Genomic DNA, 24463 nt, shown 5'->3' with positions numbered 1-24463 from the left:
TCAGGGCGGGGCCCCGGGGGCGGGGCACCGATGATCACAATGTGCGAGTGCATCATCGCAGACCGCCGGAGCCTCCCGTTCTCCCCGCCGTGTAGCACCCGCCCGTCGACTCGTCCACCGCTGCTCGACTACGCCGGCATACATGACCTTCGGCGTCTCCTCTATCGGGGACGAGGGGACGAGGGGACGAGGGGACGAGGGGCGATGCAAGCATGCGAGCGCCCAGGGGAGGAACGAGCGAACGGGAGGAGCGAGTAGCGAGGGGGATGCGACGGTGCGAGTGCCCAGCGAAGGAACGAGCGGTAATGCGAGCGTGCGAGTGCCCAGCGGGAGGAGCGAGTAGCGAGGGCCGATGCGATGGTGCGAGTGCCGAGAAGCCAGGGGCGAGGGGCGGCAGAGAGGACGAGCTGGTGAGCTGGCGCGTGTCGGCCGTGACGCTGGATTCGCAGGAACCGTGGCTTGACCTTCCGGCGTGAAGTGCGGCGTGTGTGCCAGCGCCCCGGCGGCCCCTGCCGCGCGCCTCAGGTGCGCCGAGGAGGGGTCGTGCAGGTCGATCAGGCGTTCCGGCGCGGAGGGAGTGGGTCCGGGAGGGCAGCAGGTGTCCTCTCGTTAGGAGGCTGGGGCGAACGGCTCGTGAGGAGGCTGGGGCGAACGAGGGTTGGGCGTCACGGCCCGAAGGGGAGTGGGCCGCATTGAGGAGCAGGCATCTTGTCGGATAGGGATGTGGCGTAAGCGAGGCAGGCCTTCTGGTCGACACGCTGGTCAGGTGTCTCGGTGGCGTAAGAACCAGGTGCCCGCCAGCACGGGCACGAGTGCGTACGCCGCGAGAACGGCGATCGCCGCCGCAGGAGGGAGACTCGCCCCGTACACGGAGCTCTTGAAGGGGACGCCGCTGATCTCCCGAGGCAGGGCGCTGATCATCATGGAGCCGAGCCACTCCTTCCAAGGGGCGGGAAGCTTGCCGACGACCATCGGGATGACGTACGCGAGGCCGACGAGCACGGCCACGGCACCAGCCGTTGACCGTGTCAACGCCCCCAGGCCCAGGCCGAGCAGGGCGAACACGCAGACGGTCAGACCCGTCGCGGCCAACGTCGGAAGCCTGTCGAGGAACGGCGTCAGGTAGACGCCGGAGAACCGGTCGCCGATCACCTGACGCGTCAGGGCGTACGTGCCGAAGACCGTTACGCTGCCGGTGAGCAGGCCGAGGGCGCCCACGACGGCGGCCTTCGCCGCGAGCACGGGCCAGCGTGTGGGTGCGACGGTCAGGCTGGTGCGGATCATGCCGGTCGCGTATTCAGAGGTGATGGCGAGCACGCCGAGGATGCCCATACAGAGCTGCGGCACGATGATCACGACCTCCTCCAGCTCCGCGATCGAGGCTGTCGCTCGCTTGGCGGGGGTCGCATTGTCATACATGCCGGCCGCCATCCAAGCGATGGCGAGGCCGAGCAGGATGGCGCCGAGGCTGAGCAGGAGCAGGAGTCCGGTGGAACGGACCGAGCGGATTTTCAGCCATTCGGAGCTGAGCATGTTCATGGGAGTCGTCTCCGTGGAGCGTTCGGCCGTGGTTACGAGGGCTTGGCAGCCGATGGGGTGGCGCGGGTCCGGGGCGTCGGCAACGGTGCCGCCGTGATCGAGAGGAGCACCGTGGTTGAGGGGGTGGCGGCATCACGGAAGCGGTGCCGGTTGGCCGGAGGGGGTTGTGGTCGCGAAGAGCTGTCGTCGGTGTGAGCGGAAGTGGCCGTGGCTCCGGGGAGCTGTCGGGGTATTTGGAAGTCATGGCGTGAGGGGAAGCGGGCGCGGCTGCGGGGAGCAGTCGTGGTTGAAGCAAGCGGGTGGTCGAGGAGAACGGGCGCTGGTTGCGAAGAGCCGTTGTGAGGGAGGCGCGCGGCGGTCAGCCCGAGAGGTGTGGCATGAGGTGAGATGGCCCGCATGCGTTCCCCTTGCTGAGGGGTCGTCATGTGCCCTTCTCCTTGAGGAGGCATTCGTGTGTCCCGCTCCACGAGGGTTCGAGTCCTCCGCTCCCCGAGGGGTCGCCTTGTGTCCCGCCTTCCCGAGGGTTCGCTTTGTGTCCTGCCTTCCCGAGGGTTCGCTTTGTGTCCTGCCTTCCCGGGGGTTCTCCTCGGGTTCCGGCTCCCCGAAGGGTCGTCATGTGTCCCGCCGCTCGGGGGACGTCAGGCGTTCTGCTGCTCACGGTTGGTTACGCGTCCCGCTTGCTGAGTACGTACAAGCCCGCTCCGAGTGCCACCGCGGCATAGGCGAGGAGAGCCAGTAGGGCGGCCCAAGGTGGGAGGATCCCGTCGCCGAGCCGTCTGGAGAGGCGCTCGCCGGTGAGCTGCGGCGTCAGGTTGGGGAGCATCAAGGCCGCGATCCTGGTGTTCCACGGCGCGGGGAGGTAGTTGGCGATGCCTGGCAGGACGAACAGCAGCGAGACCACCGACACGAGCGCCCCGGCGGTGGAGCGGATGGCGGCGCCCAGGCCGAGGCCCACGACCGCGAGCACGGTCACCGACAGCGCCGAGGCGAGCAGCGTCGGCACGTTCTCGGCGAACGAGGACTCGTTGAAGCCGAGCCGCCGCTCGCCCGCCACCAGCCTGCTCGCCGCGTACGTGGTCATGATGACGGCGGTCGCCGCCGCGAACGTCACGGCCGTGACGACCGCCGTCTTGGCGAAGAGCAGCACACCTCGCGCGGGTACGACCGTGAGGCTCGTACGGATCATCCCGGTGGCGTGCTCGGCCGTGACGGCGAGCACGCCGATGACCGCCAGGCTGATCTGCACCAAGGGCAGGAACCCCTCCTCCGGGGCCGCGGCCCGGACAGAGCCGCGCGCGTCCGCCAGCCCGCTCACGTAGACGCTCCACACCACGCCGAGCACCACCATGAGCCCGGCCACCCCGAGCGCGTAGTAGGTCGAGGCGACGGAGCGGAGCTTCAGCCACTCCGAGGAGACGACGGCTCTCATCGCGCGGCTCCGAACTGCACGCTGCCGGCTGTGAGCGCGAGGTAGGCGTCCTCGAGGGTGGGATAGCGGGTGGTGAGCTCCTCGACCGTGGCCTCGGCGATCAGCTTGCCGCGGCCCATGATGACGATGCGGTCAGCCGTCAGGGCCATCTCGCTCATGAGATGGCTGGACAGCAGGACGGTGCGGCCCTCGGCGGCCAGGGAGCGCATGAGATCGCGGATCCAGCGCACGCCGTCGGGGTCGAGGCCGTTGACCGGCTCGTCGAACATGAGCACGCGCGGGTCGCCCAGGAGCGCCGCCGCGATTCCGAGCCGCTGTCTCATGCCGAGGGAGAACCCGCCCACGCGTCTTCGCGCCACACCGGTCAGGCCGACCAGGTCGAGAACCTCCGCCACACGCCGCTCGCCGATGTCGTTGGTGCGGGCCAGGCAGAGCAGATGGTTGTAGGCGGTGCGGCCGCCGTGCACCGCGCCGGCGTCGAGCAGTGCGCCCACCTGCGCCATCGGCCTGCGCATGGTCGTGTAGGGGCGGCCGTCGACCAGGGCCTCGCCCGAGGTGGGGGTGTCGAGGCCGAGGATCAGGCGCATCGTCGTCGACTTCCCGGCCCCGTTGGGGCCGAGGAAGCCGGTCACATGGCCGGGCTCGACGGTGAAGGACAGGTCGTCGACCGCGAGCGTGTCGCCGTAGCGCTTGGTCAGGTGGTTGAGCTGGATCACGCTGTCGAGGATGAGGTACGGCGGGTCGCCGGCACATCGGACCACGGTCCGAACCTTGATGTCAGACCCTGGTCTGACGTGCAGACGTGGGCATGTTGGCTACCGTCTACGCGTGCACGAGCCGAACCCCCTCTTCGCCAGGCGCCTCAGCCGAGGCCAGCTGGTCATGCTCGACATGCTGGCCGGGCTGTGCTTCTCGTTCCTGTTCCTGACCGCGCCCACGCCGATCTTCGATGTGCCGTGGGCCCGGCTCGCCGTCTCGCTCGGTCTGGGCCTGCCGCTCGCCCTGCGGCGCGTGTGGCCTGTGCCGGTCTTCTGCCTCGTGCTGACGGTGTCCGTGGCCGCCGTGGTGCTGGGGGTCGTGAGCATCGCGTACGTCGCTCCCGCTTACGCGTTGTACATGGTGGCGCTCACCGACGACCGGGGCGCGCTGGCGCCCACCATGGCGATCGCCGTGCTGACCTTGATCACGTTCGTGGGGCTGGTCGCGATGGGGGGATCCCCTCACCCGAACGGGCCCTCCTGGTTCGCGCATCTCGACGTGCCGCTGCTCGGCATCGCCGCCCTCGGCGGCTCCTGGACGGTCGGGCGTGCCGTACGCGAACGCAGGATGTACGCGGCGCGCGACGCCGAGCGCCTCGCCGAACGGAAGGTGACGGAGGAACGGCTGCGGATCGCGCGCGAGCTGCATGACGTCGTCACGCACAGCGTGGGATTGATCGCGGTGAAGGCGGGCGTGGCCAACCACGTCATGCGCAACAAGCCGGAGGAGGCGCACGACGCCTTGAAGGTGATCGAAACGGTCAGTCGGAGCGCGCTGGTCGAGATGCGCCATCTGCTCGGGGTCCTCCGTTCCGACGACCACCCGGATCGAGGGCCCCTTCCCCGGCTCACCGGGATCGGGCGACTGGCCGAACGTGCTCGCCTGGCCGGGGTGGAGGTGGAGTTGGACCTGCGGTTCACCTCCTCGGAGATGGGGGCCGACGCTGCGCCTGGGGGAGGGGAGCCAGCGCGATGGGGCGGCAGTCCGGCAGCGGGAGAGAATCGTGTCCCTGACGTGCGGCGACGCCGGCACGAAGGGCCCATGGGGCCAAGAGGAGGGGGTTCCGCTCCTGAGAGCAGATGTGCGGGACCTGGGTACGGGGGTCCGCTTCCTGATGGGGGGCCGATGGGAGCAGGAGGCGGGTATGCGGCACGGCAAGGGGGAGGCGCGGCCGTTCCGGGAGAGGGGAGTGCTGAGGATTTCGTCGCCGGTGGATCGGAGGGTGGCGGACGCCGGGAACGGGGTTCGGGGGAGAGGCGCCTGCCTGAAGGTGTGGAGTTGTCGACGTATCGGATCGTCCAGGAGGCGCTCACCAACGTCGCCAAGCATGCGGCGCCGACTCGTTGCCGGGTGTCCGTGGTGGCCGGCTCCAGTGAGGTGCGGATCGAGGTGACGAATGACCGGGCCGCGGGCCGTGGTGTGGCCGTGGGAAGTCGTGGCGCGTCCATGGGAAACCGCGATGTGCCCACAGGGAGATCGGCGGAAGGCCGTGATGTGCCCACCGGAAGTAGATCTGGGGGGTCCGGCCGGGTCGGTGGTGAGCCGGCGATGGAAGGGGCCGGTCATGGGCTGATCGGGATGAGGGAACGTGTCGCGATGTTCGGCGGGGCCTTCGAAGCCGGGCCGGTCCCCGGAGGAGGATTCCGCGTGCTGGCGACCTTGCCCTACGGGAGTGCTCCGTGATTCGCGTGCTGGTGTCCTTGTCCTACGGGAGTGCCCCGTGATTCGCGTGCTGGTGTCCTTGTCCTACGGGAGTGCCCCGTGATTCGCGTGCTGATGTCCTTGCCTTGCGGGGGCGCTTCATGATCCGGGTGGTCGTGGCCGATGATCAGGCGCTGCTCCGGGGAAGTTTCAAGGTGCTGGTCGACTCGGAGCCGGACCTGACCGTTGTCGGCGAGGCCGCCACCGGGGCCGAAGCGGTGGCCGTCACCCTGGAACAACGTCCCGACGTGGTGCTGATGGATGTCCGCATGCCGGAGATGGACGGCATCGAGGCCACCAGGCGCATCGGTGACGTCTCCCGCATCCTGATCGTGACGATGTTCGATCTCGACGCGTACGTGTACGACGCGCTTCGGGCCGGGGCGAGCGGGTTCCTGCTGAAGGACACGCCGCCCGCTGACCTGGTGACGGCCATCCGGGTGGTGGCCGGTGGTGAGGCGCTGCTGGCTCCGTCTGTGACGCGCCGGCTGATCGAGGAGTTCAGCCGTACGCCGGTCTCGGTGCGGCCGAAGGGGTTGGACGGGCTGACCGAGCGCGAACGCGATGTTCTCGTGCTCATCGCCCGAGGACTCTCCAACACGGAGATCGCCGGTCACCTGCACGTGACGTTGGCGACGGTCAAGACCCACATCACTCGTCTCCTGGCCAAACTGGAGGCCCGGGACCGCGCTCAGTTGGTCATCGCGGCCTACGAGAGCGGGCTGGTGGGGCCGGTGCGGTGACCGGCTGGATGGTGGGCTCAGCTGATCAGGCGGAGTGCTTGTCGCATGGTCGCCAGGCGGTGCGGCGATGCCAGTCCTGCGTGGTACAGGTGGAACTCCGAGGCGCCCGCCTTGGCGTACGCCCTCAGGAGCTCTGCCTGGGCCTCCGGGTCCGCCGGTCGGGGCGGCAGGGCGAGGACGTAGGCTCCGACACGCTGACCGGGGCGGCACAGTTCTCGGAGTCTGGCCAGGCGGCCCGTGTCCGTGGCGGGGTCGCCCCAGCAGTTGGCCACCAGGACTTCAGCTCCCGGTTCGCCGTCGGGGAGGGCGGCGAAGGCGCCCGTGGCCCACGGGTCTGGGTTGGCGTGGATGGTGATCGGCACGTCGGGCGCCGCCTCGCGGGCCGTGGAGATGAGGGTCTGACGGAGCGAGGCCGACACACCGACACGTTGCGCGCGTACCTCGTCCGCCAGGGGGCCCAAGGCTTCCGCCACGGACGAGAAAGAGGTCTTGTGCGCCGCTCCTGGCGCGGGTGGCCTCGCGGAGTCGCCGGCGGGGACGCCGTCGATCGCCGCCCTGACTCTCTCCCTGGCGCCCGCCGGAAGGCGGGGGGCGCAGGCCGAGCAGAAGCAGAGCGACAGCAGGTCGCCGTCCACCACCGTCCAGTCGGCGCCGGCCGTCTTCTCGTGGATGCTCTGGTGGCCGTACCCCATGGGGCCGCACGACTCCAGGATCAGCGCGTCCGGCCGGCCGACCTCCAGGATCTCGCGCACCAGTCGCCGGCAGTAGTCGACGACGTCGGGGGAGGACGGGCAGAGCGCGTGCGGGTACGGGTCGCCGAAGGCGTTGCGCACCACCACGTCCGGGTGCTCCCGGCCCAGGACGGAGTTGTGCGTGAGCACGGTCCAGGCGTGCACCTGGAGGCCGGCGGAGCGCAGGGCGTCGCTCGCCTGGAGGTACGCGTCGGGCGTCGTCCACGATGGCGACCTGGGCACCAGGCGGCCCCAGGCGGAGGCGCGTACGGGCAGGTAGAAGGCGGCATGCGGGACGTCGAGGACGCGGTGTGCGGGGTGGTGCGGCGTGGCGGCGCGGGTGGCGTGGTAGCTGGCGGCCAGCGCCACGGCGTCCACTCCGAGGGAGGCCAGCCGCTCCGGCGCCGCGGGGTCGCCGACGACGTCCCAGGGGTAGACGTAGGCGACGTTCACGGGGCCGTCCTTCCGTAGATCATGTGAGGTGAGAGTTCTGCGGGTGGTCAGGGGGTGTCAACGTTCCCGATGGTGGGGAAGCGGTGGTCATGGGTCGCCGGTGGCCATGGGGCGGCTCCAGAGAGCGACGGGCGGTCATAGGGCGCGCCAGGAACTGCCGGTGGAGGTGGCCCGGGGTCGAACGGGGTCGAACGGGTGTCTCGCGGGTGCGGAGAGTCGAACGTGGGAGCCCAATGTGGTCTCTGGCGTAAAGAGTCGAACGTGGTCTCCGGGCGTGAGGAGTCGAAAGTGGTCTCCGGGCGTGAGGAGTCGAAAGTGGTCTCCGGGCGTGAGGAGTCGAACGTGGTGTCCGGGCGCGGAGAGTCGAACGTGATGTCTCGCGGGCGCGGAGAGTCGAACGTGATGTCTCGCGGGCGCGGAGGAAGGAGGGAGGGGCGTTCGTCGCCATGCGGCGAGGTGTCGGCGCAGGGGGAGGGCGGTGTTCACCACGACGCCCGTCTCGTGCTGAAGCCCGGGTCGAACCGTCGCATGTACCCCTGGTCGTCCCGCGAGGTGATTCCGCACCTCAGGTACTGCTCGTGCATGACCGCCAGCGCGTCGCGGTCGAGTTCCACACCGAGGCCCGGGCCGGACGGCACCGGCACCGCCCCGTCCACGAAGCGCAGGCTGCCGGGTACGACCACGTCCTGGCCGTCCTGCCAGGGGGTGTGCGTGTCGCAGGCGTAGGTGAGGTTGGGGGTGGCGGCCGCCAGGTGGGTCATGGCGGCCAGGCTGATGCCGAGGTGGGAGTTGGAGTGCATGGACAGCCCGAGGCCGAACGTGCCGCAGAGCGAGGCGACGTGCGAGGAACGCACCAGCCCGCCCCAGTAGTGGTGGTCGAGGAGGAGCACCTGGACGGCGTTCTGGGCGATGGCCGGAGGCAGGTGCTCGGGGGTGACGACGCACATGTTGGTGGCCAGCGGCATGGAGGCCTCGCGGGCGACGGCCGCCATGCCGGAGATGTCCGGTGCGGGGTCCTCCAGGTACTGGAGCATGCCGTCGAGGGCGTGGGCGACGCGGACGGAGGTCTCCACGGTCCAGGCGGTGTTCGGGTCGAGCCGCAGCGGCAGGTCGGGGAACGCCGCGTGCAGCGCCTTGATCGCCTCCACCTCCTCCTCGGGCGGCATGACGCCGCCCTTGAGCTTGATGGAGGAGAACCCGTACTCCTTGATGAGCAGCGACGCCTGCGCGACGAGCCCGGCGGGGTCGAGCGCCTCGCCGAAGCGGTCGGGCTCCGCGAGGTCGCCGGGGTGGGCGGCCCACTTGTAGAACAGATAGGCGCTGTACGGCACGGCGTCGCGCACGCGCCCGCCGAGCAGGTCCACGACGGGCACCCCGGCGGCCTTGCCCTGGATGTCCAGGCAGGCCACCTCGAACGCCGCGAACACCCGGTCGACGCTCTTCTCCCTGGTCGCGACCCCGGTCAGCCCGTGCAGGTCGCTGACGACGTCCCCGACGACGGAGGCGATCCTGGCGTACATCGCGTGGGTGGCGTACACGTCCATCCCCACGATGGCCTCGGCGCACTCCCGCACCTTGGTCAGGTGGCTGAGGTCGCCGTACGTCTCTCCCAGCCCGCTCAGCCCCTCGTCGGTGATCACCTCGACGACGGTCCGCAGGGCCCACGGCTCGTGGACGCCGGCCGCGTTGAGGAGGGGAGGATCGCGGAACGCGATCGGTGTGACCTGGACATCCGTGATGAGCATAGCCCTGCCGTCCATATATGTGAACTGCTGCCAGATTTGTGGACGAATGCCGCAACTGTAAGAATCGACCTCTGAGAGTGTCAAGACTGCGGAGGGCCCATCCATGATCAACGGATACGATCCCAGGACCGGTGAGACCGTCGGCGACGCCATCCCCGAGACGGACACCGCCGGGGTCGACACGATCGTCTCCGCCGCCGCGGCAGCGGGCACGGCCTGGCGCGCCACCCCCGCGGAGGAGCGGGCGCGCGTGCTGGAGGCCGTCGCCGACGCGCTGTCGGCGCACGTGGACGAGCTGTGGCGGATCGCCGACCAGGAGACCGCCCTCGGCGAGGTACGGCTGCGCGGCGAGGTGGCCCGCACCGCCGGCCAGTTCCGGCTGTTCGCCCAGGTCGTCCGGGACGGCGGCCACCTCGACGCGATCATCGACCACGCCGACCCCACGGCCACCCCGCCCCGGCCCGACGTGCGCCGCGTCAAGCGCCCGCTGCCCGGTGTCGTCGCCGTGTTCGCGGCCAGCAACTTCCCCTTCGCCTTCTCCGTCGCCGGCGGCGACACCGCCTCCGCGCTGGCCGCCGGCTGCCCGGTCGTGGTCAAGGCCCACCCCGGCCATCCCGGCACCTCCGAGCGCGTCGCCCGCATCGTGCGCGCGGCCCTGCCGAATCCCGACCTGCTCGGCCTGGTCCAGGGCATGCGGGCCGGCAAGGACCTCGTCCAGCACCCCCGCGTCGTGGCGGCCGGGTTCACCGGCTCCGTCGCCGGCGGCAAGGCCATCCAGGCGCTCATCGACGAGCGCGAGGTCCCGATCCCCTTCTTCGGCGAGCTCGGCAGCGTCAACCCGGTCGTCGTGCTGCCGTCGGCACCCGCGACGGACGTGGCGAGCGGCTTCGCCGCCTCGCTGACCCTTGGCGTGGGACAGTTCTGCACCAACCCCGGACTGATGTTCGTGCCGGACGACGACGAGCTGCGCAAGGCCCTGGCCGCCGCCGTCGAGGGCACCACCGGCGGCCCGATGCTGGCCGAGCGGATCCGCGACGGCTACCTGGGCGGCGTGGAGCGGCTCGGCGCGCTGACGCTGCTGGCCGAGGGCAAGCCGGGGGAGGGCGCCTGGGCGGTGACGCCGAAGGTGTTCACCACGGACCTGGAGTCGTTCGCCGAAGGGCTGCCGCGCGTCGCCGAGGAGTGCTTCGGCCCGGCGTCGATCGTCGTCACCTACCGCGACGCCGCCGACCTGCCGCCGGTGCTGGAGCGCCTGGAGGGCTCGCTGACCGCCACCGTCCACTCCACCGTGCCGGACGAGGCCGGCGAGATCGCCGAGGTGCTGTCCCGCAAGGCCGGCCGGCTCATCTGGAACGGCTGGCCCACCGGCGTGGCCGTGTGCTGGGCGATGCACCACGGCGGGCCCTGGCCCGCCACCACCGTCTCGGCGCACACCTCGGTCGGCGCGACGGCGATCGACCGGTGGCTCGCCCCGACCGCGTACCAGGACTGGCCGGCGGAGCTGCTGCCCGACGAGCTGAAGGACGGCAACCCGCTCGGCATCCCCCGCCGCGTGGACGGCACCCTGTCCACCTCGGCGGTGTGATCCCGGCAGGCGCGATGGCTCCGGTGCCGATCGCGGGCCGGTGCCGATCGCGGGCCGGTGCCGGTCGCGGGCCGGTGCCGGTCGCGGGCTGGCGCCGGTCGCGGGCCGGCCGGAGCCGCCGCGCCCGTCAGGGCGTCGCTCCTTCGGATGGCCCGGTGCCGGACGGGGTTCACCGCATCGCCGCCTCAGAGACTCCGGTGCGTCGGGGTTGCGGGGGCTCTCGGGGGATTATGGGTCTGAGGAGATGCACGTTGTCGCCCGGGTCGTGCTGGCCGGCGACGACACGGCGTGCGAAGAGTTCAGCGCAGGGCCTCACCCGGTAGCCGGCTCGCCATCGTGCGCCGGTCGCAGGACCCCGGCGTGTGCGGCGGCGAGCGTGACGCGCACAGCCTGATCCGCGGTGGTCTCGTCGACCGGATCGGCGGTGATGAGCAGACGCAGGTAGATCGGCGCGGCCAGGGTCTTCAACAGCTCGGCGGGATCGGTGCCCCTGGGCAGTTCGCCGCGTTCGACGGCCCGCGTCACCACCGGTTCGGCTCTGGCGAGCCGGTCGTCGAACACGTGACGTCGGGCCGCGGCGATCTCCGGAAGGTGGGCCGCCCCGGTGAATATGGCGGCGAGGACGGCCTGCCCGGTGGGGCTGGTGAACGTCTGGACGAGCGAGCGGGCCAGCGCCCGCAGGTCGGTCGCGATCGCTCCGGTGTCGGGAACGGGGATGTCCATCGCCATGTGCTCGGCCAGGGCGTCGGCGAGCAGGCTCTCGCGATCCTTCCAGCGCCGGTACACCGTCGTCTTGTGGACGCCGGCGCGTTGGGCGACGTTCTCGACGCTCAACGCGGCATACCCCTTGTCCACCAGCTCGGCGAGCGTGGCGGCATGGACGGCGGCGCGGACTTTGGCGCCGCGGCCGACCGGCCGGGCAGGGGGCTGATCAGACTGCATTGCAACTCCAAGTTGCGATATCCGCCTGGCGGGTGACAGGATGAATGTATCGCAACTTCGAGTTGCGATCTGTTCGCTTGCATCCCTTCGAGGTGGCATGTCATGCGCAACCCTCTCCCTTGGACCTTCCACGCCATTCCCGACCAGACCGGACGGGTCGCGGTGGTGACCGGCGCCAACAGCGGCATCGGCTACGTCACCGCCCGCGAGCTGGCCCGCCGCGGCGCGCGGGTCGTGCTGGCCTGCCGCGACCCTCGGCGCGGCCGGGCCGCCCTCGCCCTCATGCAGGATGAGCTGCCCGGCGCCCACCTGGAACTGCGCCGGCTGGACCTGGGCGACCTGGCCTCCATCCGGGAGTTCGCCGACGGCTGGGATCGCGGCCGGCTCGATCTCCTGGTCAACAACGCCGGAGTGGCGATGGTGCCCCACGCGCGGACCGCCGACGGGTTCGAATCGCAGTTCGGCATCAACCACCTGGGCACCTTCGCCCTGACCGGCCTGCTCCTGCCGCACCTGCTCGCGGCGCCCGATCCACGGGTCGTCACCGTCAGCAGTGAGGGGCAGCGCTTCGCCCGCTTCGACCTGGACAACCTCAACGCCGAGCGCGGCTACCACACGGCGTTCGCCTATGTGCAGTCCAAGCGGGCCAACCTCTACTTCGCCATGGAACTGCAGCGCCGGGCCGACGCCGCCCGGCTGAACCTGCGCAGCATGGCCGTCGCGCCCGGACTCACCCGCACGAATGTGCTCACCGGCGGCGCCAACAGCGGCAGAGGACGGCTGTATGCGACGCTCACCCGCCTGCTGGTGCGCGCGGCCTTCCGACCCACCCCGGACGGCGCGAAGACCTCCCTGTACGCGGCGACCATGCCGGATCTGCCCGGCGGCAGCTACATCGTTCCCGACGGGCCGCTGCAACTGCGTGGCGAGCCGACTCGTCGCACTCGCGAGCGCGCCATCCGCGACACCGCCACAGCCGCTCGCCTCTGGCAGCTGTCCGAACGGCTGACCGGCGTCACCTGTGCCCTGTCCGCCGCCACACCGGCACGCCTGCCGTAGCGTTCATCGCTCAGGAGAGAGAAGCGCGGCTTCCCGAGGAAGCCGCGTCTCGAACCGGGGCTCACTCAGGCAGCGAGGGGGACGACGCGTCGGGCACCGTGCCGGTCGCGACCACGTCCCGGTACCAGTGGGCGCTGTCCTTCCACGTCCGGTCCAGCGTCTCCCGGTCCACGTACACGATCCCGAACCGCTTGGCGTACCCGCGCGCCCACTCGAAGTTGTCCATCAGCGACCACACGAAGTACCCCCGCACGTCCGCCCCCGCGTCGATCGCGTCCGCGACCGCCGTCAGGTGGCGGCGCAGGTAGTCGACGCGCCGAACGTCGCGGACGCGGCCGTCGCCGTCGCGGACGTCGGCGAACGCCGCCCCGTTCTCGGTGATCATCAGCGGCAGCGCCGGGTGGTCGTCGCGCAGCCGCAGCAGCAACTCGGTCAGCCCCGTCTCGTCGATGTTCCACCCCATCTCCGTGTACGGTCCGGGCTGCTGGACGAACTCGACGTCCTCGCAGGCGATCCACGGCGAGGCCGAGCCGTCGGCGTGCCCGTCGGCCGTCTCCCGGCGCGTCGTCCCGTCCCACCCGCGGACCAGCACCGGGTTGTAGTAGTTGACCCCCAGCAGGTCCAGCGGCTGGCACGCGGTCGCCTCGTCGGAGTCGCGGACGAACGCCCAGTCCGTGACGGAGGCCGTGTCCTCGATGAGGTCGCGCGGGTAGGCGCCGTCGAGCATCGGCCCGAGGAAGGCCCGGTTGGCCAGCGCGTCGATGCGCCGCACCGCCTCGGCGTCCCGCTCGGAGACGCCCCGTACGTGGTGCAGGTTGAGGGTGACGGCGACCCGTGCCTGCGGCGCGGCGGTGGCGCGCAGGGCCTGGACGGAGAGCCCGTGCCCGAGGTTGAGGTGGTGGACGGCGGCCAGGGCGTCGGCCGGGTCGGTACGGCCGGGCGCGTGCACGCCGGAGGCGTAGCCGAGGTAGGCCGAGCACCACGGCTCGTTGAGCGTGATCCAGGTGTGGACGCGGTCGCCGAGCGTCTCGCCCATCCGGTGCGCGTACTCGGCGAAGCGCAGCGCCGTGTCGCGGTGCGGCCAGCCCCCGGCGTCCTCCAGCTCCTGGGGCAGGTCCCAGTGGTAGAGGGTGGCGACGGGGGCGATGCCGCGCTCCAGCAGCCCGTCCACGAGCCGGGAGTAGAAGTCGAGGCCGCGCTGGTTGAGCCGGTCCCCGCCGCCGGGCAGGACCCGGGGCCAGGAGATGGAGAACCGGTAGGCGCCGACGCCCAGCCGGTCCAGGATGCCGAGGTCCTCCTCCAGCCGGTGGTAGTGGTCGCAGGCGACGTCGCCGGTGTCGCCGTCGTCGACGCGGCCGGGGGTGTGGGAGAAGGTGTCCCAGATCGAGGGGCCGCGGCCGTCCTCGGCGGCGGCGCCCTCCACCTGGTAGGCGGCGGTGGCCGTGCCCCACAGGAAGTTCTCGGGGAAGGCGCGGGCTGGGGTGGTCGGCATCGGGGGTCACTCCTTGAAAGCAGAGAGGCGGCGGGGCCGTCTGGATCGGGAACTGGCGTCGGCGGAAGATACGCAGATGATCCGGAAAGGTCTCAGGGGCGCAGGGCGACGACGGCGCGTGCGCCGAGGGTCACCGCGCCCTCGACCCGCGCCCCCGTGAGCAGGTCCTCGGCCGGCTCGGCGAGAGGCACGCGGGCCTCCCGGTCACCGTGGTTGAGCAGGAACAGCACGGGCCCGCGGCGCACCGCCTCGACGGCGGGCGGCGGCGGTCCGGGCAGCGCGCCGGACACCCCGGCGTCGGCCAGCGCCCGCCCGGTCAGCTCGGCCAGCGCGTCGTGGTGCGGGAGGGTGGCCACGTACCAGGCGACGCCGGCCCCGGCGCGATGGCGCAGCACCGCGGGTGACCCGGCGAGCTCGCCCTCGGTGAAGACGGCCACCGGCTCGGCCCCCTCGGCCCGCAGCAGCTCGGTCCACGTGCGGGCCTCGAACGGCGTGCCGTCCGCCCAGGCGCAGCGCACCGGCCGGTCCTCGGGGGCGGGCCGCCACTCCTCGCCGGAGGCGCCGAGCACGTCGCGCAGCGGCGCCGGGAACCGGCCGGTGCGGATGTGCCCGTTCGGGTCGGCGACGCCGGAGAAGGGGCCGACGACGAGCACGCCGCCGCCGCGCACGTACGCGGTCAGCGCCTCGGCGTCCTCGTCGCTCACCAGGTACAGGTTCGGCACCACGGTCAGCGCGTACCCGGACAGGCCGGCCGACGGCGGCACCAGGTCCACCGCCACGCCGCGCTCCCACAGCGGCCGGTAGTAGGCGAGGAGCTGGTCCGGCACGCCGAGCCGGTCGCTGGGCCGCCCGGCCTCCTCCATCGCCCACCAGCTCGGCCAGTCGTGCACGAGCGCGACCCGGGCGGGCACCGGCTGCCCGGCCACCTCGGCGAGCCGGCGCAGCTCGGCGCCGTGCGCCCGCACCTCGGCGTGCAGCCGGGTGCCGGGGCCGGCGTGCGGCAGCATCGCGGAGTGGAAGCGCTCGGCGCCGAAGCGGGAGGCCCGCCACTGGAAGTAGCAGGACCCGTCGGCGCCGCGGGCCACGGCCTGCAGCGACTCCAGCCGGAGCTGCCCGGCGGCCTTGGGCACGTTGTGCGGGCGCCAGTTGACCGCCGAGGCGGCCTGCTCCAGCAGCAGCCAGGGCCGGCCGCCGCCGAGGGAGCGGGTCAGGTCGTGGGTGAGCGCGGCCCGCACCGGGAACAGCGGGTCGGCGGGGTCGGGGTACCAGTCGTTGGAGACGAGGTCCTCCTCGGGCGCCCACCGCCAGGAGTCGACCGGCTTGAACAGGCCCATGAAGTTCGTCGTGACGGGGACGCCGGGGGTGCGGGCGCGGAGGACGTCGCGTTCGGCGCGGTAGTGCGCCAGCAGGGCGTCGGAGCAGAAGCGCGCCCAGTCCAGCTTCTGCGTGGGGTTGACCAGGTACGGCGCGCGGCGCGGCGGGACGACCTCGGCCCAGTCGCCGTAGCGCTGGCTCCAGAACGTGGTGCCCCACGCCTCGTTGAGGCCGGCGAGGTCGCCGTGGCGCTCGCGCAGCCAGGCCCGGAACGCCTCGGCCGAGACGTCGCAGTGGCAGATCTGGCCGTACTCGTTGCCGACGTGCCACAGCGCGAGCGCCGGGTGCCCGGCGTAGCGTTCGGCGAGGTCGGTCACCAGGGCCAGGGCCCGCTCCCGGTAGACGGGGGAGGAGGGGCAGAACTGGTTGCGCGCGCCGTACCAGAGCCGGTGCCCGGACTCGTCGACCGGCAGCGTCCCGGGGTTGCGGTGGCCGAGCCACGGCGGCGGCGAGGCGGTGGGCGTGGCCAGGTCCACGGCGATCCCCGCCTCGGCGAGCAGGCCGAGCACCCGGTCGAGCCAGCCGAAGTCGCGCGCGCCGGGCTCCGGCTCGATGCGCGCCCAGCTGAAGACGCCGACCGTGACGAGGTTGACCCCGGCGGCCCGCATCAGCTCGACGTCCTCCGCCCAGACGGGTTCGGGCCACTGCTCGGGGTTGTAGTCGCCGCCGAAGAGCAGCCCGCGCCCGGCGGTCAGCGTGTGCATGCCCAGCCGCCCGTCCGGAGCACTTCCCGGCCGTGCGTCGGGGCCGCCGCCCGGCCGCCCCTCGGCCACTTCCGGCCGTCCGTCAGCGAGGCCCGGCTGCCCGTCGCCGGGCGCGGTGGGTCGCCCTGTCATGCTCACGCTCCCGTCTCATCGCCGGTACGGCTGGCGGAGGCGGGCCGTGGGCGGCCCTCCTGTGGCTGTCGAAGCGCTTCGACGAACACCGATTGGAAGCGCTCCCAAAACGTACGGGCGGGACAAAGGGGATGTCAATGGCGGAAGTCAGGCCCCCGCGACCTCCAGCCCGGCCGCGAGGATCTTCTCCAGCCGCGCCACGTGCTCCGGCGACGGGTCCACCAGCGGCGCCCGCACCCCGCCCACGTCCGTCCCGCGCAGCCGCACCCCGGCCTTGACCAGCGACACCGCGTACCCGGGGACCAGGTCGCGCAGCTCCACCAGCGGCAGGTAGAAGGAGGTCAGCAGGCGCCGGGAGCGCTCCTCGTCGCCCGCCGTGACGGCGTCGTGGAAGGCCAGCGCGATCTCCGGCGCGAACGCGAACACCGCGCTGGAGTACAGCCGCACCCCGATCCCCCGGTAGGCGGGCACGGTCAGCTCGGCCGTGGGCAGGCCGTTGAAGAAGGTGAACGGCCGCCCGGTGGACCCGCGCACCGTCAGGATGATGCGCTGGAGCAGGTCGAAGTCGCCCACCCCGTCCTTGAACCCGATCACCTCCGGGAGCTGCGCCAGCTCGGCCACCGCGGCCGGGGTGAAGCGCGCCGTGCCCCGCTGGTAGACGACGGCGGGCAGCCCCGTCTCCCGGGTCACCTCGCGGACGTAGCGCACCAGGCCGCCGGGCGGCCCGCCGACCAGGTACGGCGGCATGACCAGCAGCCCGTCGGCGCCCTCCTCGGCCGCGGCCCGGGCGGTGGCCCTGGCCATGGCCGGGACGCCGCCCGCGCCCGCGAGGACGGGGACGCGCCCCGCGGCGGCGGCGACGGCGGTGCGCACCACCGCGCGGTGCTCGGCGAGGTCGAGCGCGTTGAACTCGCCCGTGCCGCACGCGGCGAACACGCCTCCCGCCCCGGCCGCGACCCCGCCGGCGACGTGGCCGGCGAGGACGTCCTCGGCGACGCCGCCGCCGGCCCCGAAGGGCGTCACGGGAAAGAAGAGAACACCTTCGAGCCGCATGAACGGTCCTTTCTAGCGGATGCCCTCTCGCCGGAGGGTGGCGGACAGCGTGCGGGTGTGCCTGATCACCGCTTCGGTCACCTTCGAGACCTCGGCCGGCGGCAGCCCCACCGGCATCGAGCAGCTGATCGCGTCCGTGGCGGGGATCCGGTAGTCGACGGCCACCGCGACGCAGGCGACGCCCGGCGTGCCCTGCTCGCGCTCGTAGGCGAAGCCCCGGGTGCGGACCTGGTCGAGCTCGCCGGTGAGCTTGACCAGGTCGGTGATCGTGTGCGGGGTCATCGACGTCAGCGGGGCGGGCAGCAGGGCCGCCACCTCGTCGTCCGTGAGCTGGGCCAGCAGCGCCTGGCCGAGTGCCGTGACGTGGGCGGGCAGCCGCCGGCCCACCCGCGGGATCACGTGGTGCGCCTCGCGTGACTCGCGGGTCGCCAGGTAGATCACGTGGGACTCGTCGCGGCGCGCGAAGTGGGCGGTCTGCCCGATCTCCGCGCGCAGGTCCTCCAGGGTCTGCTGCGCGAACGGCAGCGCCGGGTCCTTGTCGAGGTAGGCGGTGCCGGTCAGCAGCGCGTGCGGCCCGATGCCGAACGCCCCGCGGCCCGAGTCGGTCTCGACCCACTTGAGCTCCACCAGCGTGCGCATGAGCGCGTGCAGGCTGCTGCGCGGGAAGCCGGTGCGTTGCTGGAGCTCCGACAGCGTCAGCGTGTCCGGTGAGGCGGCCAGGGCCTCCAGGATGCGGACGGTCCGTTCGGCGGACTTGACGAGCTGCGGCTCCATGTTCATCCCATCTCGGCGACGCTCCACTGATCCAGAATATTGGATGCCGTCCACGTACATGAACGCCTAACCCTTGACGGCGCCGCTTGTCAGGCCCCGCATGAACTGCCGCTGGAAGGCCAGGAACGCGATGATCGACGGCAGCAGCGCCAGCAGCGAGGCGGCCAGCAGCACGCCGATGCCCACCTCCTCGTCGGAGCGCAGCGAGCGTAGCGCGATCGGCAGCGTCCACATGCCGGGTTCCGGAGCCACGATCAGGGGCAGCAGGTACTGGTCCCAGATCATGGTGAAGCCGAAGACGCCGATCACGCCGAGGGCCGGCCGGCACAGCGGCAGGATGATGGTGAAGAACGTGCGCAGCTCGCCCGCCCCGTCGATGCGCGCGGCCTCCTCCAGCTCGACCGGCACCTCCTTCATGAACTCGGTCATGACGAGGATGGAGAAGCCCCAGGCGCCGACCGGCAGGATCATCCCCGCGTACGTGCCGATGAGGTCGGCGTGCAGGAGCGGCAGGTCGGCCAGCACCAGCGACAGCGGGATCGCGATGATCTCCTCGGGCAGCATCATCGTGGCCAGCATGATCAGCATGACGACCGCCATGCCGCGGAACTTCTTGCGCGACAGGGAGTAGGCGGCGAAGACGCTGACCAGCATCTGCAGCAGCAGCCCGAACCCGACGACCACGAACGAGTTGAGCAGGTAGCGGTAGACGTTCTTGTCGGCCGCCTGGACGAAGTTGTCGAGGGTGAACCCGTCGGGCCACAGCGAGAAGCTGGTCGGGTCGAGCGTGCGGCTGAACGCGCTGACCAGCAGGCCGATCAGCGGGCCGGTGAAGACCAGGACCATGCCGGCGTAGACGACCACCTTCACGGCGGTCGCGACCGGCCCCCGGCGCGCCTCCAGGCCGAGGGCGCTGTCGAATCGCATCATGCCGCCTGCCTCCTGCGCATGACCTGGACCAGGACGGTGAGCAGCAGCGTGGCGAGGAACAGCAGGATGCCGCCCGCCGACGCCACGCCCAGCTCGCCCTTCTGGAAGCCGAGCTTGTAGACGAGTGTCATGAGCACCTCGGAGGAGCCGTTCGGCCCGCCGTTGGTCAGGACGTACACCTCGACGAAGACCCGCAGGCCGCGGATCGCCGCCAGCGTGAACAGGATCCAGAACACCGGCCGCAGCGCCGGCAGCGTGATGTGCCGCAGCCGCTTCCAGGTGGTCGCGCCGTCCACGGCGGCGGCCTCGTAGAGCGTGCGGTCCACGCCCACGAGCCCCGCCAGGAAGATCATCATGTCGTACGGCGTGCCGCGCCAGACGCTCATGCCCATGATCGACAGCAGCGAGGAGTGCTCGCTGGCCAGGAACGGCTGCGGGTCGGCGCCGAACCAGCCGAGGATGCTGTTGACCATGCCGGTGTCGCCCGGGTGGTACATGATCCGCCACACCTCGGCCACGACCGCCATCGTGGTCACGACCGGGAGGAACGCGGCGGTCCTGACGAACCACAGGTAGCGGGCCGGCCCCTCGATGAGCAGCGCCAGCACCAGTCCGAGCACGAGCGAGCCGGCCGTGGTGCCGAGCGCCAGGACCACGCTGTGCCGGATCGCGGCGGTGAACGCCTCGTCGGTGAGGATGGTCCGGTAGTTGTCGAGGCCGACCCACGTGCTGTCGAGGTAGCGGATCTCCTGGAAGCTCATCACCAGGCCCGTGGCCATGGGGATGAACTTGAAGTAGAGGAACAGCAGCAGGGCGGGCGCCAGGAACGCCCACGCGACGAGCGTCCCCCGCCGCGGCGCCCTCCTGGGGCGGCGGCGGGAGGTGGCCGGGGCGGGCGGCGCCTGCGTCAGCGTCACGCTCGGGCCCATGCTCAGGAGGCCTTCTGCGACTGCAGTTCCTGGTTAAGCTTCGTGTTCAGCGCCTCCATCGCGCTCTTGACGTCGGCGGAGCAGTCGGCCCACACCGTGTTGATCGCGTCGGCGGAGGTCTGCCGGATGGGCGCCCAGTTCGGCACCGGCGGCGCGTAGACCGCGTGGGCGTAGGACTCCTGGAAGACCTTCCAGCGCGGGTCCTGCCGCTCGGCGGCCATGTCGATCCGGGTGTTGACCGGGAGGCGGACGATGACGCCGTCGGCGTCCTTGTTCATGCCGATCCGCTGGCCGTCCGGAGAGGCGGCGAACTCGGCGAACTTGCGCTGCCCGTCCTCGTTGTCCGAGCCGGCCATGAGGTAGACGTTCTCGCCCTCGCCGAGGGTGCCGGGGCCGCCGGAGGGGCCCTTGGGCACGGGGACGACCTCGATCTTGTCGGTGCCGACGTTCTTGACGAAGCGGGCCAGCACGTACGGGCCGACCAGGTAGATGCCGCCCTGGCCCTTCTCGAACACCTCGTGGGTGACGGTCGTGTCGTTGCTGACCGCGCCGGGGTTGACCGTCTTGGTCGTGCAGAACTGGTCCTGGAGGTACTTCACCGCCTCGACCGTCCTCGGGTCGTCGACCGTGGCGGTGAACTTGCCGGGCCCGGTCGCCTTCACGAAGTCGCCGCCGTTGGCGTAGATGAGGGAGGAGGCGTACCAGGAAGCGTAGCCGCGCTTGGTGCCGCCGGGTATGACGAAGCCGGCGGTGTCCTTCCGGCCGTTGCCGTCGGGGTCCTTGTCGGTGAACGCCTGCGCGAGCTTGGTGAGGTCCTCCCACGTCCTGGGGGTGCCGAGGCCGACCTTCTCCCGCCAGTCCTTGCGGATGATCAGCGCGAACGCCTGGGCGGAGAACGGCACGCCGTAGTACTTGCCGTCGCCGCCCTGGGCGGCCTTCCACGCGAGGTCGGACAGCTTGTCGCCGCCGGCCAGCTTGGCCTTGTCCACCTCCCGCACCCAGCCCTGGGTGTGCATGTTGCCGAGCTGCGCGGTGTCGTTGATGACGATGTCCGGCAGCTTGCGCTGCGCGGCCTGCTGCTGGAGCTTCGTCTCGAAGTCGTCGAAGATCGCGACCACTTTCGTCTTGACCCCGCTGGCCTTGGTGAAGGCGTCGGCGAGCTTGACGGCCGTCTTGGCGGAGGCCGAGTCGGGCGCCTGTCTGATCCAGATCTCCAGCGCGTCGTCGCCCGAGCCGGATCCTCCGGAGCCGCAGCCCGTCAGCGTTACGGCCAGGGTCGCCGCGAGGGCGAACCCGAGCAGTTGGCGTGACATAAGACCGCCTCCTGTTCACAGATGTGGACGAGTGTCGTCCATGTGAAGCTCGTTCTGGTGACGGTAACGAGTGACCCAGATCACGGTCAATATTCAAGAATGTGAATCTGAGCCGAGAGTGTGTACAAGGGAGCCATGCGCATTCTCATGACCGGCGCGGCCGGCAAGGTCGGCACGCTGCTCCGCCCCCGCCTGGCCCGTGAGGGCCGCGTCCTCCGCCTGTCCGACCTGCGGCCGGTCGGCCCGCCGCCCGGTCCGGGCGAGGAGGAGGTGACGGCCGACCTGGCCGACCCCGCCGCGATGGCCGCCGCCATGAAGGGTGTCGACGCCGTGCTCCATCTGGGTGGCCAGAGCCGCGAGCATCCGTGGGCCGACATCGTGCGGGCCAACATGGACGGCACCCATGTGCTGCTGGAGGCCGCCCGGGAGGAGGGCGTGCGGCACGTCGTGATGATGGGCAGTCACCACGCCGCCGGCTTCCACACCCGCCCGCCGGGCGGCGCCGAGCTGCCCGACTACGCCTTCCCCCGCCCCGACACCTTCTACGGCGTCAGCAAGGTCGTCATGGAGGCGCTCGGCAGCCTCTACCACGACCGGTTCGGCATGAACGTGACCGTGGTCCGGCTCGGCACCTGCAACGAGGCGTCCGGCGACACCCGTGGCCTGGCCACCTGGATCTCGCCCGGCGACCTGGCCCGGCTGGTGGAGGCCGCGTTCACCGCGCCGGGCTACCACGTCGTCTGGGGCGTCTCCGACAACACCCGGCGTTGGTGGTCGCTCGACGAGGCCCGCTCCATCGGCTACGCCTCCGAGGACGACTCGGAGTCCCACGCCGCTCCGCTCCTCGCCGAGCAGGGCGAGCCTGACCTGACAGAGCCGCTCCACGACCGGGCGGGCGGGGTCTTCACGCTGAAGGAGCTGGGCGGCAAGTGGTGAGCGGCGCGGCCTGATCCGGCGGGGGCCACGGCTCCCGCCGGCCACGATCCGTAACCACCCTGAGGCCACCGCAAACATGCAACCGGTTGTAGTCCCGACGCCTTGGAGCCCAAAACGTTAACTGATCTCCTTGCTCCGCTTCTCCCGTGTGAGCTGGGGTTTCCGAGTTAACGATATATCGGTAACGGGTTTGTAACGCCTGCAAAGGGTTGACGAAACTTTTCGCATCCCTATAGGAAGGCGCTATCCGATCCCGCCGTGCCGGGGAGGCCCTGGAATGAGGGATGCATGAATCCATGTCTGATTCGCTGTCCGTAACCGCAGGACATCGCCGGCCCCCGGCTGTGAACGCTCACAAGAAGCGTGAGGCCCTGACGGCCTACGTCTTCCTGGCCCCGTGGTTCCTGGGGCTGTTCGTCATCACGGTCGGGCCGATCCTGGCCTCGCTGTATCTGTCGTTCACCGACTACAGCCTCCTGGAGGAGGGCTCCTGGGTCGGCGCCGACAACTACGTCAAGATGTTCACCCAGGACGACAGGTTCCTCACCTCGCTGAAGGTGACCACCATCTACGTCGTCGTGTCGGTGCCCCTGCAGCTCGCCTTCGCGCTGCTCCTCGCCCTCGCGCTCGACCGGGGCCTGCGCGGCCTGTCGTTCTACCGCTCGATCTACTACCTGCCCTCCCTGCTGGGCGGCAGCGTCGCCATCGCGATCCTGTGGCGCAAGCTCTTCGGCGTGGACGGCCTGTTCAACGCGGTGCTGGCCGTCTTCGGCATCGAGGGGCCCGGCTGGGTCTCCGATCCCGACACCGCGCTCGGCACGCTGATCCTCCTGCACGTGTGGACGTTCGGCGCGCCCATGGTCATCTTCCTGGCCGGGCTGCGGCAGATCCCCCAGAGCTACTACGAGGCCGCCTCGGTGGACGGCGCGAGCAGGCTGCGCCAGTTCCGGTCGATCACGCTGCCGCTGCTGACGCCGATCATCTTCTTCAACCTCGTCCTCGAGGTCATCAAGTCGTTCCAGTCGTTCACGCAGTCGTTCATCGTGAGCGGCGGCAACGGCGGACCGGTCGACTCCACGCTGTTCTACACGCTCTATCTCTACCTCAAGGGCTTCAAGAGCTACGAGATGGGCTACGCGGCCGCCATGGCCTGGGTCCTCCTGCTGATCATCGCCGGCCTGACCGGCGTGAATTTCCTCGCGTCGAAGTATTGGGTCTTCTATGGCGACACGAAGTAACGCGGTGCCGTTCCTGTTCCGCCCGATGCGGGGCGGCCGCCTGCTCAAGCACCTCATGCTCGCGGGCTTCGGCCTGCTGATGCTCTACCCGCTGCTGTGGATGATCTCCAGCTCGCTCAAGCCGGAGGAGCTGATCTTCCGGGAGCCGGGGCTGCTGCCGAGCACCCTGACGCTGGAGAACTACTCCGAGGGCTGGAACGCGCTCAAGCACTCGTTCGGGTACTACCTGTGGAACTCCGCCGTCATCACCGGCCTGAGCGTGCTGGCCAACCTGGTCGCCTGCTCGCTGGCCGCCTACGCGTTCGCCCGGCTGAACTTCCCGCTGAAGAAGCTGTGGTTCGCGATCATGCTGGGTTCGATCATGCTGCCGCACCACGTCACGGTCGTGCCGCAGTACATCCTGTTCTCGAACCTGGACTGGATCAACACGATCTGGCCGCTGGTCGTGCCCAAGTTCCTGGCGACGGACGCGTTCTTCATCTTCCTGATGGTGCAGTTCATCCGGACCCTTCCCCGGGAGCTCGACGAGGCCGCCGCCATCGACGGCGCCGGGTACTGGCGGGTCTTCCTGCAGGTGATCCTCCCGCTGTGCACGCCCGCCCTCGCCACGACCGGCATCTTCACCTTCATCTGGACCTGGAACGACTTCTTCAGCCAGAACTTGTATCTGACGAACAGCGATAACCTCACCGTGGCCGTCGCCCTCCGCCAGTTCCTCGACTCGAGCGGAGAGTCGTCGTGGGGACCGATGTTCGCGATGTCGATCGTCTCGCTCGGGCCCATCTTCGGGTTCTTCCTGGCCGGCCAGAAGTACCTGATCCGCGGTGTGGCTACCACCGGCCTCAAGTAGCCGACCCACCCCCCGCAATCTCCTGAAGGAGGAAGAGCTGTGAGTCTCGGCT

At 70.8% G+C, this 24463-nt stretch carries 19 protein-coding genes and 1 pseudogene; 7 read left to right on the top strand and 13 right to left on the bottom strand.

Annotation, left to right across the window (positions count from 1 at the left end):
- Positions 1-762: 762 nt before the first annotated feature.
- The 3 genes and pseudogenes from HT134_RS10050 to HT134_RS10040 all read right to left on the bottom strand — a co-directional run.
- Complete coding sequence (locus HT134_RS10050) at positions 763-1539, bottom strand: ABC transporter permease (protein WP_175599853.1); 777 nt, start codon at positions 1537-1539, stop codon at positions 763-765.
- 664 nt (positions 1540-2203) lie between these two features.
- Positions 2204-2968, bottom strand: coding sequence for an ABC transporter permease subunit (locus HT134_RS10045; RefSeq protein ID WP_175599852.1), 765 nt, complete (start codon positions 2966-2968; stop codon positions 2204-2206).
- A 62-nt stretch (positions 2969-3030) separates the two neighbouring features.
- Positions 3031-3684 (bottom strand): annotated as a pseudogene (locus HT134_RS10040) (ABC transporter ATP-binding protein); the annotation flags it as partial.
- A 112-nt stretch (positions 3685-3796) separates the two neighbouring features.
- On the opposite strand from HT134_RS10040, the gene HT134_RS10035 reads away from it, so the two are divergent.
- Both HT134_RS10035 and HT134_RS10030 read left to right on the top strand, forming a co-directional pair.
- Positions 3797-5410: a sensor histidine kinase gene (locus HT134_RS10035; RefSeq protein WP_175599851.1), complete on the top strand. Its 1614-nt coding sequence runs from the start codon at positions 3797-3799 to the stop codon at positions 5408-5410.
- Positions 5411-5529: 119 nt separating this feature from the next.
- Positions 5530-6171, top strand: a complete 642-nt coding sequence (locus HT134_RS10030) for a response regulator (protein ID WP_175599850.1) — start codon at positions 5530-5532, stop codon at positions 6169-6171.
- Positions 6172-6188: 17 nt separating this feature from the next.
- On the opposite strand, the gene HT134_RS10025 is transcribed toward HT134_RS10030, so the two are convergent.
- Positions 6189-7355: a hypothetical protein gene (locus HT134_RS10025; RefSeq protein ID WP_175599849.1), complete on the bottom strand. Its 1167-nt coding sequence runs from the start codon at positions 7353-7355 to the stop codon at positions 6189-6191.
- A gap of 482 nt (positions 7356-7837) precedes the next feature.
- Positions 7838-9100 (bottom strand): glucarate dehydratase family protein, encoded by a 1263-nt coding sequence (locus HT134_RS10020; RefSeq protein ID WP_175599848.1) that lies wholly within the window; start codon positions 9098-9100, stop codon positions 7838-7840.
- Between the two features lie 103 nt (positions 9101-9203).
- Between HT134_RS10020 and HT134_RS10015 the strand changes: the two genes are divergently transcribed.
- Positions 9204-10685 carry an aldehyde dehydrogenase (NADP(+)) gene (locus tag HT134_RS10015; protein ID WP_175599847.1) on the top strand — a complete coding sequence of 494 codons (1482 nt, stop codon included), beginning with the start codon at positions 9204-9206 and terminating at the stop codon, positions 10683-10685.
- 312 nt (positions 10686-10997) lie between these two features.
- Here HT134_RS10015 and HT134_RS10010 read toward each other — a convergent pair whose 3' ends face one another.
- On the bottom strand, positions 10998-11627 hold the full coding sequence (locus tag HT134_RS10010) for a TetR/AcrR family transcriptional regulator (protein ID WP_175599846.1): 630 nt from the start codon (positions 11625-11627) through the stop codon (positions 10998-11000).
- 102 nt (positions 11628-11729) lie between these two features.
- Between HT134_RS10010 and HT134_RS10005 the strand changes: the two genes are divergently transcribed.
- Entirely contained in the window at positions 11730-12686 is a 957-nt protein-coding gene (locus tag HT134_RS10005) for an oxidoreductase (RefSeq protein ID WP_175599845.1), read from the top strand.
- A gap of 61 nt (positions 12687-12747) precedes the next feature.
- On the opposite strand, the gene HT134_RS10000 is transcribed toward HT134_RS10005, so the two are convergent.
- From HT134_RS10000 to HT134_RS09970, 7 genes are all read right to left on the bottom strand, one after another.
- Positions 12748-14178: a GH1 family beta-glucosidase gene (locus HT134_RS10000; RefSeq protein WP_175599844.1), complete on the bottom strand. Its 1431-nt coding sequence runs from the start codon at positions 14176-14178 to the stop codon at positions 12748-12750.
- Positions 14179-14270: 92 nt separating this feature from the next.
- Positions 14271-16388 carry a beta-galactosidase gene (locus HT134_RS09995; RefSeq protein ID WP_246363620.1) on the bottom strand — a complete coding sequence of 706 codons (2118 nt, stop codon included), beginning with the start codon at positions 16386-16388 and terminating at the stop codon, positions 14271-14273.
- 147 nt (positions 16389-16535) lie between these two features.
- Positions 16536-17441: a 5-dehydro-4-deoxyglucarate dehydratase gene (locus tag HT134_RS09990; RefSeq protein WP_175599843.1), complete on the bottom strand. Its 906-nt coding sequence runs from the start codon at positions 17439-17441 to the stop codon at positions 16536-16538.
- Between the two features lie 12 nt (positions 17442-17453).
- Positions 17454-18215 (bottom strand): IclR family transcriptional regulator, encoded by a 762-nt coding sequence (locus HT134_RS09985; protein ID WP_175599842.1) that lies wholly within the window; start codon positions 18213-18215, stop codon positions 17454-17456.
- A 66-nt stretch (positions 18216-18281) separates the two neighbouring features.
- Positions 18282-19145, bottom strand: a complete 864-nt coding sequence (locus HT134_RS09980) for a carbohydrate ABC transporter permease (RefSeq protein ID WP_246363618.1) — start codon at positions 19143-19145, stop codon at positions 18282-18284.
- On the bottom strand, positions 19142-20062 hold the full coding sequence (locus tag HT134_RS09975; protein WP_312888051.1) for a carbohydrate ABC transporter permease: 921 nt from the start codon (positions 20060-20062) through the stop codon (positions 19142-19144). Before HT134_RS09975 ends, HT134_RS09980 begins: the two co-directional genes overlap by 4 nt.
- 14 nt (positions 20063-20076) lie before the next feature.
- A complete protein-coding gene (locus HT134_RS09970) occupies positions 20077-21387 on the bottom strand; it encodes a sugar ABC transporter substrate-binding protein (protein WP_175599840.1) in 1311 nt (436 codons plus the stop codon).
- A gap of 135 nt (positions 21388-21522) precedes the next feature.
- Here HT134_RS09970 and HT134_RS09965 point away from each other — a divergent pair, with 135 nt between their 5' ends.
- The 3 genes from HT134_RS09965 (at position 21523) to HT134_RS09955 (ending at position 24411) form a co-directional block, all read left to right on the top strand.
- Positions 21523-22323, top strand: coding sequence for an NAD-dependent epimerase/dehydratase family protein (locus tag HT134_RS09965; RefSeq protein WP_246363616.1), 801 nt, complete (start codon positions 21523-21525; stop codon positions 22321-22323).
- 296 nt (positions 22324-22619) lie between these two features.
- A complete protein-coding gene (locus tag HT134_RS09960; RefSeq protein ID WP_175599839.1) occupies positions 22620-23561 on the top strand; it encodes a carbohydrate ABC transporter permease in 942 nt (313 codons plus the stop codon).
- Entirely contained in the window at positions 23545-24411 is an 867-nt protein-coding gene (locus HT134_RS09955; protein WP_175599838.1) for a carbohydrate ABC transporter permease, read from the top strand. The genes HT134_RS09960 and HT134_RS09955 overlap by 17 nt, the downstream gene beginning before the upstream one ends.
- Positions 24412-24463: the final 52 nt, after the last annotated feature.

Source organism: Nonomuraea rhodomycinica (assembly GCF_013363995.1).
GTDB classification, from domain to species: domain Bacteria; phylum Actinomycetota; class Actinomycetes; order Streptosporangiales; family Streptosporangiaceae; genus Nonomuraea; species Nonomuraea rhodomycinica.
The sequence above is the reverse complement of the archived record's forward strand: the minus strand, read 5'-3'. Positions and strand labels throughout refer to the sequence as shown.

What these genes read in the sequence shown, in the direction of transcription:
- HT134_RS10005 (WP_175599845.1), top strand. Translation starts at nt 11,730, where the DNA reads ATGCGCAACCCTCTCCCTTGGACCTTCCACGCCATTCCCGACCAGACC.
- HT134_RS10045 (WP_175599852.1), bottom strand. Translation starts at nt 2,968, where the DNA reads ATGAGAGCCGTCGTCTCCTCGGAGTGGCTGAAGCTCCGCTCCGTCGCC.
- HT134_RS09955 (WP_175599838.1), top strand. Translation starts at nt 23,545, where the DNA reads ATGGCGACACGAAGTAACGCGGTGCCGTTCCTGTTCCGCCCGATGCGG.
- HT134_RS10000 (WP_175599844.1), bottom strand. Translation starts at nt 14,178, where the DNA reads ATGCCGACCACCCCAGCCCGCGCCTTCCCCGAGAACTTCCTGTGGGGC.
- HT134_RS09990 (WP_175599843.1), bottom strand. Translation starts at nt 17,441, where the DNA reads ATGCGGCTCGAAGGTGTTCTCTTCTTTCCCGTGACGCCCTTCGGGGCC.
- HT134_RS10030 (WP_175599850.1), top strand. Translation starts at nt 5,530, where the DNA reads ATGATCCGGGTGGTCGTGGCCGATGATCAGGCGCTGCTCCGGGGAAGT.
- HT134_RS10015 (WP_175599847.1), top strand. Translation starts at nt 9,204, where the DNA reads ATGATCAACGGATACGATCCCAGGACCGGTGAGACCGTCGGCGACGCC.
- HT134_RS09995 (WP_246363620.1), bottom strand. Translation starts at nt 16,388, where the DNA reads ATGACAGGGCGACCCACCGCGCCCGGCGACGGGCAGCCGGGCCTCGCT.
- HT134_RS10010 (WP_175599846.1), bottom strand. Translation starts at nt 11,627, where the DNA reads ATGCAGTCTGATCAGCCCCCTGCCCGGCCGGTCGGCCGCGGCGCCAAA.
- HT134_RS09985 (WP_175599842.1), bottom strand. Translation starts at nt 18,215, where the DNA reads ATGGAGCCGCAGCTCGTCAAGTCCGCCGAACGGACCGTCCGCATCCTG.
- HT134_RS09960 (WP_175599839.1), top strand. Translation starts at nt 22,620, where the DNA reads ATGTCTGATTCGCTGTCCGTAACCGCAGGACATCGCCGGCCCCCGGCT.
- HT134_RS10020 (WP_175599848.1), bottom strand. Translation starts at nt 9,100, where the DNA reads ATGCTCATCACGGATGTCCAGGTCACACCGATCGCGTTCCGCGATCCT.
- HT134_RS09965 (WP_246363616.1), top strand. Translation starts at nt 21,523, where the DNA reads ATGCGCATTCTCATGACCGGCGCGGCCGGCAAGGTCGGCACGCTGCTC.
- HT134_RS10050 (WP_175599853.1), bottom strand. Translation starts at nt 1,539, where the DNA reads ATGAACATGCTCAGCTCCGAATGGCTGAAAATCCGCTCGGTCCGTTCC.
- HT134_RS09980 (WP_246363618.1), bottom strand. Translation starts at nt 19,145, where the DNA reads ATGATGCGATTCGACAGCGCCCTCGGCCTGGAGGCGCGCCGGGGGCCG.
- HT134_RS09970 (WP_175599840.1), bottom strand. Translation starts at nt 21,387, where the DNA reads ATGTCACGCCAACTGCTCGGGTTCGCCCTCGCGGCGACCCTGGCCGTA.